The sequence below is a fragment of the Ancylobacter oerskovii genome (assembly GCF_018390555.1).
Classification (GTDB): domain Bacteria; phylum Pseudomonadota; class Alphaproteobacteria; order Rhizobiales; family Xanthobacteraceae; genus Ancylobacter; species Ancylobacter oerskovii.
The window spans coordinates 40,111-51,988 of record NZ_JAHBGB010000031.1; the positions used below are offsets into that span (position 1 = coordinate 40,111).

Consider the following 11,878-nt stretch of genomic DNA (forward strand, 5'->3'; position numbering starts at 1 on the left):
CGTGCCCACCGGCACGCGGCAGCAGAGGAGAAGGCACAGTGGCACTCAAACTCGACACGTATTCCGGCGGGCGCCGCTCGTCCGCCGCCGCGCATATTCGATCCGCGCTGCTCGGCGCCCTCGGCCTCGCCGTCGCCGCCGGAGGCATGACGGCCGGCCTGCCGCAGAAGGCCGAGGCCGCCGCGCCGGAAGCCTGCGCCGCGTTGCAGGCGAAATATCCCGCGCTCAAGGGCAAGACGCTCGTCAACGCCATCAACCCGCATACCCCGGGCTACGAGACCATCGATCCGAAGGACCCGACCAATTACATCGGCTTCGACATCGACCTCGGCGAGGCCATCGGCGAGTGTCTCGGCTTCAAGCTGACCTACAAGCCCGTCACCTTCGCCTCGCTGCTGACGACGCTCCAGGCCGGCCAGGCCGACATCGTCATCTCCGACATCTACGCCACCAAGGACCGTGCCAAGGCAGCCGATTTCATCACCTATCTCAAGGTGTTCGACGGCGTGCTGGTCGCGAAGGGCAATCCGAAGGGCATCAGCGGCATCAATTCCTCGCTCTGCGGGACGGTGGCCGCCGAGAATACCGGCTATGTCGAGGTGCCGCTGATCCAGGCGCTTGAGGCCGAGTGCAAGGCGGCCGGCAAGCCGGCGCCGGAAATCCAGCTCTACGACAACAATGCGAACTGCATCCAGGCGATCCTCGCCGGCCGCGCCGACACCTACATCAACGACGTCAACACCGTCGACGGCGCGGTGAAGGCCTACCCGGACAAGCTGGAAAAGGCGACGGCAGTCACCCTGCCCTATTCGGTCGGCATCGCCGTGCCGCGCAACAATCTCGCATTCCGCGACGCGGTGATGGCGGCGCTGGTCGAGATTCAGAAGAGCGGCCTGCAGGCCGAGCTGATGAAGAAATGGAACCTGCCGGCCGAGCAGCTCGAGACGCCCAAGCTCGTGCTGGCCGACTGACGACCGGCGGCGACAGCGGCGGCCGCGACGGGTTCGCGACCGCCCTCCCCGACCCAGCGCGAAAAGGCTAATGGATCTCTTTCTCCACTATCTCAGCATGCCCTACCTCCTCGACGGGGTCGGCTACACGCTGCTGATCACGGTGCTCGGCCTTGCGGGCGGGCTGGTCATGGGCGTCGTGCTCGCCGCCATGCAGCTCAGCCGCTTCCGAGCGCTGTCGGTGGTCGCGCGCGGCTATTCGATCATCTTCCGCGGCACGCCGCTGATCCTGCAGATGGTGTTTTGCTACAATGCCCTGCCGTTGATCGGCATCAAGCTTTCCGCCATCGCCGCCGCCGGCCTGGCGCTGGCGCTCAACGAAGCTCCCTTCATCGCCGAGATCCTCCGCTCCAACGTGCTCGGCGTCGAGCGCGGCCAGGTCAGCGCCGGCCAGGCGCTGGGCATGACGCCGGCCGCCATCATGCGCCGGGTGATCGCGCCGCAGGCGATCCGTTCCATGGTGCCGGCGCTCGGCAACGAGGCGGTGAGCGCGCTGAAGAACTCCTCGCTCGCCTCGGTCGTCGCGGTGCAGGAGCTGACGCTGCGCTCGACGCAGCTCGCCTCGGCGACCTTCGACTTCTTTTCCGTCTTCTTCGCTTCCGGCCTCATCTATCTGGTGCTCACCGGCGCCATCGCGGTCATCCAGATCGTCGTCGAAACGCTGCTCGACCTCGACCGGCCGCCGCCGCGGGAGCAGTTCCGGCGCGCCTTGCGGGTGCTGCGGCCCGGTCGTCCCGCGTCGGCGCCGGATGCGGCAGACAAGACCGCCGACGGGCCCCTCGAAGAGATCTCCGCCGATCCGCTGCCGCCGGCCTCCCCGAAATCCGCCCTTGCACGACCGGACCGGGACGCCCGCGCCCGCCGCCTCGCCGGCAACAATGTCGCCGTCGAGGTGAAGGAGCTGCGCAAGAGCTATGGCCGCCAGACCGTGCTGGACGGCATCGAGCTGGACGTCCGCGCCGGCGAGGTCGTGGCGCTCCTCGGGCCCAGCGGGTCCGGCAAGAGCACGCTGCTGCGCTGTATCAACCGGCTGGAAGGCTGGGAGGACGGCACGATCCGCGTCGGCGGCCGCTTCCTCGGCAATGACGAGGGCGGCCGTGCGCTCTCGCCGCGCGCCACGGCGCAGATGCGCGCCAGCGTCGGCGTCGGCATGGTGTTCCAGCAATTCAACCTCTTCGGACACCTGACCGCCAGGGAGAACATCGCCGGCCCGCTGCGCTGGGTGCAGGGGCTGTCGCGCCTCGACGCCGACCGCCGCGCGCAGGAATTGCTGGAGCGCGTCGGCCTCGCCCATCGCGCCGATGCACTGCCGCGCCATCTCTCCGGCGGCCAGCAGCAGCGCGTCGCCATCGCCCGCGCGGTGGCGCCGGGACCGAGCGTGCTGCTGCTCGACGAGCCGACCTCGGCGCTCGATCCCGAGCTCGTGGGCGAGGTGCTGGAGGTCATCCGCCGCCTCGCGATCGAGGACGGCCTCGCCATGGTCATCTCCACCCACCAGCTCCGCTTCGCCGGCGAGGTCGCCGACCGCATCGTCTTCCTCGCCGGCGGATCGATCGTCGAGGAAGGCCCGGCCGAACGGATGCTCACCCAGCCGCGACATCCGCTCACCGCCCGCTTCCTCAGCACGATGACCGCCGAATAGGCCCCGGCGTGCCGCCGCGCCGCCCTTTCCTCCAAGAGGCTCGACATGACCAAGCATCGCCTGCCCGCCACGCCCGACACCGTCCATTGGGGCTATTTCAGCAAGACCCTCGCGCCGGTGCTGACGCTCCGGTCGGGGGAGCGGGCCGTCATCGAGACCATCACCCACCATGCCAATGACGATTACGAACGCATGATCGCCGGCGACCGGGCGGCGGAGGACATCTTCCACTGGACGGCGCAAGGCAAGACCCTGCGCCGGCGGGGGGCCGGCGCCACCAATGGCCCGCTCACCTATGGTTCCGGCGAGGGCCTCGGCGTGCATCTGCTCACCGGCCCCATCGCCATAGAGGGGGCGGAACCAGGCGACATCATCGAGGTGCGCATCATCGATGCCTGGCCGCGCCCGAGCGCGAACCCGGCCTATCAGGGCCGCTTCTTCGGCTCCAATCCTTCCGCCAATTGGGGCTTCCAGTACGGGGACCTGATCGAGGAGCCGAAGCCACGCGAGGTCGTCACCATCTACGAACTCGACATGGGAGAGGCTTCGGTCAGCGCCCTCTATTCCTATCTCTGGACGCCGCAGACCGACCCGGACGGCATCGTGCACCCGACGATCGACTATCCCGGCGTGCGGGTCGACCACGGCACCATCGTGAAGAAGGAAGGCATCCTGTCCGGCATCAAGGTGCCGGCGCGCCTGCATTTCGGCACGATGGGCCTCGCGCCCGCGGAGGCCGATTTCGTCTCCACCATCCCGCCCAACTACACGGGCGGCAACATGGACGACTGGCGCATCGCCAAGGGCGCGCGCATGTATTACCCCGTCGCCGTGCCCGGCGGCCTGTTTTCCTGCGGCGACGCGCATGCCTCGCAGGGCGACAGCGAGCTTTCCGGCACCGCGATCGAGATCTCGCTCACCGGCGAGTTCGAGTTCATCCTGCACAAGAAGGCGGATCTCGAGGGCACCCTTCTCGAGGGGCTGGACCATCCTCTGCTTGAAAACGACGACGTCTGGTCGGTCTACGGTTTCAGCGTGACCAATTATCTCGCCGAGCTCGGCCCCGACCACCAGCACGAGATCCTCAAGCGATCCAGCCTCGACAAGGCGATGCGCGACGCCTTCCGCAAGCTGCGCCGCTTCCTCATGACGGTGCACAAGCTTTCCGAGGACGAAGCCATCTCGCTGATGTCGGTCGCCGCCGATTTCGCCGTCACGCAGGTGGTGGACGCCAATTGGGGAGTCACCGGCTCGATCCGCAAGAGCATCTTCGCCGGGCGGTGACGCGCAGCGGGCGATCTCGGCCGCATTCGGGGGCATGATACTTGCTTGAACGGGCCTTCATGCCGAGGTCCGAAACATGACTGCCCAGCCGTTCACCAGCGAATCCTATGCCGGGGATGCGCGCGAGCGTGCCTGGCAGGACCTGCTCGCCGGCTTCGGGCTGCAATCGCTCGCCGCCCGTACCGGCTCGCCCGCCCATGCGACGGCATTGTCGCGCCTGTCCTCGCTCGGGGTTCGGCTCGGCACGCTCTCGGCGGATGCCCAGATCCTGCGACCGCTGCCGTCGCGGAGCGGCCTGCCGCTCCTGCTGCTGCCGGTGGAGAACAGCGCCGTTCTCTCGACTGGCGGCGAAACGCAGATCGTCGCGGCCGGTCAACTCATCCTCGCCCCGCGCGGGGCGGACTGGCAGGTGCAGTTCCAGCGCGGCTTGCGCGCCGTGCTGCTCTCGGTACCGTCGGATGCGTTCCGCGGACGCAAGGCGGCACCGCCCGCCGGCTCCCAGCCGCGCGTCTTCGCCGCCGACGGACTGCCGGACATTCTCGCCCGTACCATCCAGGCCGCCGCCACGACGCTCGGCCGGCTCGCCGAACCCGAATGGGAAGCGGTGGCGCAGAGTGCCGCCGAGCTGCTTCTCGTCCTGTCGGCGGAGCTGGCGGCGACGAGGGTCGATCCGTCGTCGAGCCGCGCGGCCCTGCTCCAGCGCATCTACGCGACCATCGAGCGGAGCATCGGCCGCGAGGACGTCTCGATCGCCGAGGTCGCGCAGACCGAGGGCATATCCGAGCGCTATCTCCAGAAGCTGTTCGAAGGCACGGGGGAAAGCTTCAGCCACTATGTGCGCGAGCGGCGCCTGCAGCGCGCCTGGCACGATCTCGCCAATCCCGCCGAAGCGGCGGTGCCGATCTCCGAGATCGCCTATCGCTACGGCTTCGCGGATTCCGCCCATTTCAGCCGCCTGTTCCGCGAGCGCTTCGGTCTGCCTCCGCGCGAGCTACGCCGCCGCGAGGCCGATCGGCAGGATCAGGGCGTGCTCGCGAGCGGCCAGCGCGGCTGGCCGCAGGAGGCGCTGGGACAATTGCGCGCGCGCCAGACGAAATCCGAGCCCGACACGCGCCGGGGCGTCGTGCTCGACAGCGGCGAGCCCGCCGGCACGCCGGACACACCGGCACGGCATTATCTGCCGGTACATGCCCAGCATGTGCACTGGGGTTATTTCAGCCGTTCGCTCAAGCCGCTGATCGAGATCGGCTCCGGCGACATCGTCACCGTCGAGACGCTGACACAGCATGCCTCCGACGACCCCGAGCGCATGATCGCGGGAGATCCGGGAGCGGAGAGCGTGTTCCACTGGACGCGCACCGCCAAGGCCGTGGACCGGCGGGGCGCCGGGCCGCTCGACGCCTCGGTCTTCGGGCGCGGGGCCGGAGAAGGCTTCGGCGTGCACATCTGCACCGGCCCCATCGCCGTGCGCGGCGCCCAGCCCGGCGACGTGCTGGAAGTGCATATCCTCGACATCGAGCCGCGCCCCTCACGCCACCCGGATCATGCCGGGCGCGTCTTCGGCAGCAGCGTCGCGGCCTGGTGGGGCTTCCACTATTCGGAATTCCTCAGCGAGCCGCATCCGCGCGAGACGGTGACGATCTACGAGATCGTCACCGATACCGACGAACCTCATGCGCGGGCCGTGCATGCCTATCGGTGGGAACCGCAACTAGATCCCTTCGGGGTCCGGCATGCGCTCTACGATTACCCCGGCGTGCCGGTCCGCCCGGAGACGTTGACGCTGCAAACGCGCGTGCTCGACGGGATACGCATCCCGCTGCGGCCGCATTTCGGCGTCATCGCCGTGGCTCCGCGCGAGGCCGATCTCGTCGATTCCGTGCCCCCGGCCTATTTCGGCGGCAATCTCGACAATTGGCGGCTCGGCAAGGGCGCGACGGTCTATCTGCCGGTATCCGTTCCCGGCGCGCTGCTGTCGGTCGGCGACCCGCATGCGGCGCAGGGCGATGGCGAATTGTCGGGCACCGCCATCGAATGCTCGATGACGGGCACCTTCCGCGTGGTGCTGCACAAGAAGGCCGAGGTCGCCGGCACGCTGCTCGCCGACCTGACCTATCCGCTGATCGAGACGCCGGACGACTGGGTGCTGACCGGCTTCAGCCACCCCAACTACCTCGCCGAATTCGGTGCCGATGGCCAGAGCGAGGTCTATGCCAAGTCCTCGCTCGACCTTGCCATGCGCGACGCCTTCCGCAAGGTGCGGCGCTTCCTGATGACCACGAAGGGATTGAGCGAGGACGAAGCGATCGCCCTGATGTCGGCCGCCGTCGATTTCGGCATCACCCAGGTGGTGGACGGCAATTGGGGCGTCCATGCCATCCTGAGCAAGCGGTTGTTCCCGGACGGGAAATGAGCTGCCGGCAGCGGCATCTCGGAGCCGGCGACAAGGCCCTTGTCTATCGCCGCGTCGCGCCGATTGCGGTGGATCTCCGCATGGACGACACTCGTCCATGCGCCCGCGAGGCTCCGCATCGGAGACGGCACGATGAAGGTTCTGATTGGGGATTCGCATTGCTACCCGGGATGCCCGGTAACGATGCGCGACGAGGGCAAAGGAACGCTTCTCGAGTTCAACGATGGCACGGTTGCCCTGGGCGACTTCCACGCGGACGGCGAGGAGGGCGTATTGGCGGTGCCCGCCTACGAGACCGCCCGCGGCCGGAAGATCGATGCCAAGACATGGCGGCTGGGTCGCGTAGGCGACGACGGATCCTGGCGGATCAAGGCGCGGATTTTCCCCGGGTGACGGCCTCGCTCGCGGCGCGGGGCAGCGGGCGCCCGGCAGGTGCGCCCCCGCGTCCCGATGCCTGCGACCAGATGCCGGCAACGACGATCAGCAGCACGCCGAACAGGGTCGAGGCCCCCGGCCGCTCGCCCAGCACGAACTCGCCAAGTCCCAGGGTCCAGACGAGATAGGTGTATGAAAGCGGCGCCAGCCTCGCCACGGCGACGGCTTCGCCCTGATAGGCGCAGGCCACGAGCGCATGCGCGCCGGCCCAGCACAGGCCGAGCCCCGCCAGCCAGAGCAGTTCGCCCGCCGTCGGCGTTGCGAACACCGGCACCACGCCGGCGCTCGAGACGACAAGCCCCAGCCCCGCCGACCATGCGAGCGTCGTCAGCACGGTATCGCGCCGCAGCGCCGGCCGGGAACTGACGATGGCGGCCGCCCAACAGAGCGCCGAGCCCAAGGGCAGCAGTGCGAAGAGCGAGAGCCCTTCGTCGCCCGGCTTCACCACGACGAGGACGCCGGCCAGGCCGAGCAGCACGGCGCACCACTGCGCGGGGCGGACGGCTTCGCGCAGCACAAGGGCGGCCAGCAGCGTCACCAGGAGCGGCGAGACGAAATACAGCGCCGTCGCATCCGCCAGCGGCAGGCGGTGCAGCGCCGCGATCTGGAACAGCGTGGCCCCTGCCATTCCCAGCCCGCGCAGAAGCTGGGACCGGCGGGCCTGCGCTTTCCCTGGTCGCAGGCCGAACAGGACGCAAATGGAGGCCAGGATCACGGAGGCCACCGCGTATCGCGCCCACGCGATCTGGATGGCGGGGATCCTGCCGCCGAGTTGCTTGGCGGCGACGTCCGACAGGGCGAAGAGAAGCATCGCGACAAGCAGCAGCGCCGTGCGACCCTCCGCACCGGCAAATCGGCCGGACAGGCGGGGCATGGGTCAGGCCGTCCGAATCTCGAGGACGGTTCCCGCCTCGCTCCGCGTGTCGAAGTAGCAGAAGCCGCCGCCGTCCACCCGCTTGCCGCGCGCGATGATGCCGAGACCGACGGCCCGCCCGGCCGCCACGCCGGCATCGATGTCCGGCACTTCGAAGCCGAGATGGTAGACGCCCTCGCCCTGTTCATCGAGAAAGCGCCGCTGCGGGCTGTCCAGCTCTCCGGGCGCGCAGAGCTGGAGCTGCATGTTGTCGAGATCGGCGCAGCGATACCTCATCGCGGCCGAGGCGGCCGGGTTCGGCACGTCGAGCTCCGCATAGGCGCCCTTCTTCGGGTAATCGTAGAACGGGCCGAAGCCGAGGCTCGCATAATAGGCTTCGGCGCGCTCGAGGTCGTGCACCACGATGCAGATGTGGTGGATCTTGCGGAAGAGGGCGGACATGGCGACCTGCAGTCTTGGAAAGGATGGACGCGACGCTCAGAGGTGGAGCGCCGGCTCGACGATGGCGCGTGTCATCTCGACATGCTGCCGCGCAACCCGCTCCGCGGTGTCCTCGTCGCCGGCCGCGAGCGCGGCGAGAATGGCACCATGCTGCTCGTTCGACTGGCGGATCTCCTGTTCGGCGAACAGCACCGGCACGCGCAGCATCCAGTACTGGAACTGCGTCCGCTCGTGGAACTGGGCCAGCAGGGGATTGGCCGCGGCATCGACGATGCCCTGATGGAACAGGCCGTTCAGGCGATTGAGCTCGTGGCGCGTCAGGCGCTCGGCGGGCTGCATCTGCTCGATCAGCGCGGAAAGGCCGGCAAGCTCGGCTGGCGTGATGCGCCGTGCCGCCAGCCGCGCCGTCGCCCCTTCCACCGCGGCGCGGCTCTCGAAGATGGCGCCGACCTGCGAGCGCACGACCTGCTTGACGACCCAGCCCCGCTCCCGCGAGAGATAGCCCTCTCCCTGCATCAGCAGCAGCGCCTCGCGCACCGGCGTGCGCCCCGCCCCCAGCCGCTCGCAGAGTTCATCCTCCACGATCCGCTGTCCCGGCAGCAGCTCGCCCCCGAGGATCATGCTGCGGAGCCGGCTGCGCACGTCGGTCGACATGGCGTTCTCGGCCGGCTTCATCGGCGGGCATCCTCTGATACGGGCGTTGGCTCGCGGCCGCCATGCGCTTCGCTGAGAAGCCGGGCGAGAAACTGGCGGGCGCGGTCGCTGCGCGGGTTGGAGAAGAAGGCGCGCGGGGGCGCGTCCTCGACGATCGCGCCGTTCTCCATGAAGACCACCCGATCGGCGACATCCCGGGCGATCGCCATGTCGTGGGTCGCGATCATCATCGTCTGTCCTTCCTCGGCAAGCGCCCTGATCGTCGCGACGACCTCCTGGACGAGCTCGGGATCCAGCGCGGAGGTCGGCTCGTCGAGCAGGAGCACGCGCGGTTCCATCGCCAGCGCGCGGGCGATGGCGACACGCTGCTGCTGCCCACCGGACAGTTCCGCCGGATAGGCATCCTTGCGCGGCGTGAGGCCGACCTTGGCCAGCAGCGCCTCGGCCCGGCTCCGGGCTTGCGCCCTGGGCAGGCCGAGCACGATCCGCGGTCCGCTCATCACGTTCTCCAGCGCCGTCATGTGGCGAAACAGGTTGAAGTGCTGGAACACCATGCCGATCTGCCGGCGCTGGAGAGCGACCTGCGCGTCCGTCAGCTCGATCAGGGCGTCCGCCGTCTCGCGATAGCCGATCAGCTCGCCATAGGCATAGATCCGGCCGGCGGAGATGGTCTCCAGGCAGTTGACGCAGCGCAGCAGGGTCGATTTGCCGGCTCCCGACTGCCCCAGCAAGGCGACGACCTGTCCGCGGGGCACGTCGAGCGAAACGTTCTGGAACGCCGCGACGGCGCCCCAGTGCTTGCTGATACCGACCAGCGAGACGGCGGGAAGATCCTCGGTCATCGCGGCGGAAACCTTTTCTCGAGCCCGGTCTGGACCGCCGTCGCCAGCGCCGTCAGCGCCAGATACCAGATGGCCGCCACCGCGAGCAGCTCCACCACGAGGAAATTGGAGGAGTAGATATCCGTCACCACCCGCAGCATCTCCGGGTAGCCGATGGTGGAGGCCAGCGAGGTGGATTTCAGCAGCATGATGTACTGGTTGCCGCAGGCCGGCACGATGATCCGCCCCGCCTGCGGCGCGACGATGTGCGAGAAGACCTGCCGGTGCGTCATGCCGAGCGCGGTCGCCGCGGCCCTCTGCCCCTTGTCGATCGCCATGATGCCCGACCGCATGATCTCGCTCATATAGGCCCCTCGGCCAGCGAGAGGCCGGCGAGCGCCGCCAGGAAGGGCGTCACCACCACGGTGGTCGGCGTCTCGAAGAGCGGTCCCGGCAGGAAGGGCAGCGAGAGCGTGATGGTCGGGAACATGGTAGGCACGGCGTTGAACCAGAAGACCAGCTGGATCAGCATCGGGGTGCCGCGGAACAGGTACACATAGGTCGCCGAGAGGGCGACCAGGATCGGATTGCCGGAAAGCCGCATCAGGGCGGAGAAGAGCCCGATGACGCTGGAGATGGCCAGCGCCAGCGTGCCCAGCACGAGCGCATTGACGGCCCCCGCGACGATGGCCGGATGGAAGAGATAGATGCCGATGATCTCGAGATCGAGGATCCGGGAACGGATGCCGCCCCAGATCACCGTCGCGACGAAGGCCACCGCGAGCCCGCCGAGGATCCAGCTGCCCCATTGGCGCCGCCGTATGATGGGCAGGGTGGTTGCGGCGCCGAGGTCTCGGCTTGCCGGCACGACAGTGGCCATGGGCGCTCCGCTATCACTTGCTCGCCGGAAGATTGATGGTGATCTTGTCGAGCAGACCGCCCTCCAGGCCCCATTTCGTCATTATCGCCTTGTAGGTGCCGTCGGTCACCATCTGCTCGAGGGTGGCCCTCACCGCGTCCCTCAGCTCGGCGTTCTTCTTGCTGAAGCCCCAGGAGGTGATGTAGGGCGTCAGAATGTAGTTGCCGCCGACGATGCCGTAGCGGCCGGGGAACTGGCTGCCGAGATAGGCCAGCGCCGGCAGGTCCCCGAGATAGGCGTCCACCCGCCGCAGGTCGAGCTGCATGCGTGCGTCCGGCGCGGAGGGTAGCTGCTCGGCCCGGATCGGCGGCTTGCCGGCGGCGACGCAGGCCGAGGACGCCGCCTCGACCTTCTCCATGATCACCCGCGAGCCGAGCAGCGTCGCGACCGACTTGCCGCAGAAATCGGCGATCGTTCGGTACTGCGTGGCCGTCGCCGCGAGGGCGAGCATGGCGCCGCCGGAGCGCATGTAATTGACGAAATCGAGCGTCTTCTCCCGCTCCTCGGTGTCGGAGATGCCGCCGGACGCGATGTCGAAGCGCCCGGCCTCGATGCCCGGAATGAGGGCCGCATATTCCGACTGGACATATTCGAGCCGGAGCTCCAGCCGCTTGGCGATCTCGCGCAGGAGATCGGCCGACGCTCCCGTCACCGCCTGCGAGCCGGATTCCCGGAACTCGACCGGAGGGAAGGTCTGCTGGGACCCCACCGTCAGGACGCCCTTTGCCTTGATGCCGGCCGGGACCGGCGTCTCCGCGGCCTTCGCCCCGACACCCAGGGCGAAGACCACGGAGAGAACACATGCCGAGATGCCTGCAACCGCCTTCATTATTCCCTCCGTCCTGATTGATCAGGCGTGCCGTGTCAGCGCGATTCCGCACCCTTGCCGGGAATCGCGGAAGGATTGGGCCGATCGGCCCGCGGACAGGGCGCGGCCGCGTCGAACGTTGCGAGGACCTTGTCGATGTAGTCCTGCGGGAAATCGAACTGCTTCAGCCCGGCCGGGATATGCTCCCAGTAGAAGTTCGGCGGCCGCATGGCGATGCCGGGCCGGGTCAGGCGGTAGGTCCAGCAATCGTACATTTTGCCGTCCTCACCATATACGGTAACACAGCACCGCTCAAAATCGTCATAATCCTCCTGGAACCGCGTCGGATCCAGCTCGAAGACCACGCCGTAGCATTTGCTGCCTGCGGCTTCGGCGGTACCGAGGAAATGGCACCAGCCGCGATCCGCCCGGTCGGCGGCGGCGTGGAAGCGCAGCGCATGATTGGCGGCGTATCCCTTGGCGATCGCCTTGGCCTCGGGCGCATAGCGGTTCATTTCCGCATCGTGCAGCCAGGTGCAGTAGGCAAAATAATGCATTGAACGGGCTCCATCCCTGG

Annotated in this window: 13 protein-coding genes; 5 read left to right on the plus strand and 8 right to left on the minus strand. The window is 68.3% G+C overall.

The window, feature by feature from the left end; all coding sequences use genetic code 11:
- The first annotated feature begins 38 nt into the window (after positions 1 to 38).
- From KHC19_RS13460 to KHC19_RS13480, 5 genes are all read left to right on the plus strand, one after another.
- Positions 39 to 971 carry an ABC transporter substrate-binding protein gene (locus KHC19_RS13460; protein WP_378296045.1) on the plus strand — a complete coding sequence of 311 codons (933 nt, stop codon included), beginning with the start codon at positions 39 to 41 and terminating at the stop codon, positions 969 to 971.
- Positions 972 to 1,041: 70 nt separating this feature from the next.
- Entirely contained in the window at positions 1,042 to 2,652 is a 1,611-nt protein-coding gene (locus tag KHC19_RS13465) for an amino acid ABC transporter permease/ATP-binding protein (RefSeq protein ID WP_213352888.1), read from the plus strand.
- Between the two features lie 45 nt (positions 2,653 to 2,697).
- Positions 2,698 to 3,936: an acetamidase/formamidase family protein gene (locus KHC19_RS13470; RefSeq protein WP_213352889.1), complete on the plus strand. Its 1,239-nt coding sequence runs from the start codon at positions 2,698 to 2,700 to the stop codon at positions 3,934 to 3,936.
- Between the two features lie 76 nt (positions 3,937 to 4,012).
- Positions 4,013 to 6,349 carry an acetamidase/formamidase family protein gene (locus KHC19_RS13475; protein ID WP_213352890.1) on the plus strand — a complete coding sequence of 779 codons (2,337 nt, stop codon included), beginning with the start codon at positions 4,013 to 4,015 and terminating at the stop codon, positions 6,347 to 6,349.
- Between the two features lie 132 nt (positions 6,350 to 6,481).
- Complete coding sequence (locus KHC19_RS13480) at positions 6,482 to 6,742, plus strand: hypothetical protein (protein ID WP_213352891.1); 261 nt, start codon at positions 6,482 to 6,484, stop codon at positions 6,740 to 6,742.
- On the opposite strand, the gene KHC19_RS13485 is transcribed toward KHC19_RS13480, so the two are convergent.
- The 8 genes from KHC19_RS13485 to KHC19_RS13520 are packed head-to-tail and all read right to left on the minus strand — an operon-like array spanning position 6,717 to position 11,816.
- Complete coding sequence (locus KHC19_RS13485) at positions 6,717 to 7,658, minus strand: DMT family transporter (RefSeq protein WP_213352892.1); 942 nt, start codon at positions 7,656 to 7,658, stop codon at positions 6,717 to 6,719. The two genes, KHC19_RS13480 and KHC19_RS13485, sit on opposite strands and share 26 nt — an antisense overlap.
- Before the next feature lie 3 nt (positions 7,659 to 7,661).
- The gene (locus KHC19_RS13490; protein ID WP_213352893.1) at positions 7,662 to 8,099 is read right to left on the minus strand and encodes a VOC family protein; all 438 of its coding nucleotides are present in this window, start codon (positions 8,097 to 8,099) and stop codon (positions 7,662 to 7,664) included.
- Between the two features lie 36 nt (positions 8,100 to 8,135).
- Positions 8,136 to 8,774 carry a GntR family transcriptional regulator gene (locus KHC19_RS13495; protein ID WP_213352894.1) on the minus strand — a complete coding sequence of 213 codons (639 nt, stop codon included), beginning with the start codon at positions 8,772 to 8,774 and terminating at the stop codon, positions 8,136 to 8,138.
- Positions 8,771 to 9,595, minus strand: coding sequence for an amino acid ABC transporter ATP-binding protein (locus KHC19_RS13500; protein ID WP_213352895.1), 825 nt, complete (start codon positions 9,593 to 9,595; stop codon positions 8,771 to 8,773). The genes KHC19_RS13495 and KHC19_RS13500 overlap by 4 nt, the downstream gene beginning before the upstream one ends.
- Entirely contained in the window at positions 9,592 to 9,939 is a 348-nt protein-coding gene (locus tag KHC19_RS13505) for an ABC transporter permease subunit (protein WP_213352896.1), read from the minus strand. The genes KHC19_RS13500 and KHC19_RS13505 overlap by 4 nt, the downstream gene beginning before the upstream one ends.
- Entirely contained in the window at positions 9,936 to 10,454 is a 519-nt protein-coding gene (locus KHC19_RS13510) for an ABC transporter permease subunit (RefSeq protein WP_213352897.1), read from the minus strand. Before KHC19_RS13510 ends, KHC19_RS13505 begins: the two co-directional genes overlap by 4 nt.
- A 13-nt stretch (positions 10,455 to 10,467) precedes the next feature.
- Positions 10,468 to 11,322, minus strand: a complete 855-nt coding sequence (locus KHC19_RS13515; protein ID WP_213352898.1) for an ABC transporter substrate-binding protein — start codon at positions 11,320 to 11,322, stop codon at positions 10,468 to 10,470.
- A gap of 35 nt (positions 11,323 to 11,357) precedes the next feature.
- Positions 11,358 to 11,816 (minus strand): gamma-glutamylcyclotransferase family protein, encoded by a 459-nt coding sequence (locus KHC19_RS13520; protein ID WP_246548855.1) that lies wholly within the window; start codon positions 11,814 to 11,816, stop codon positions 11,358 to 11,360.
- Positions 11,817 to 11,878 lie beyond the last annotated feature (62 nt).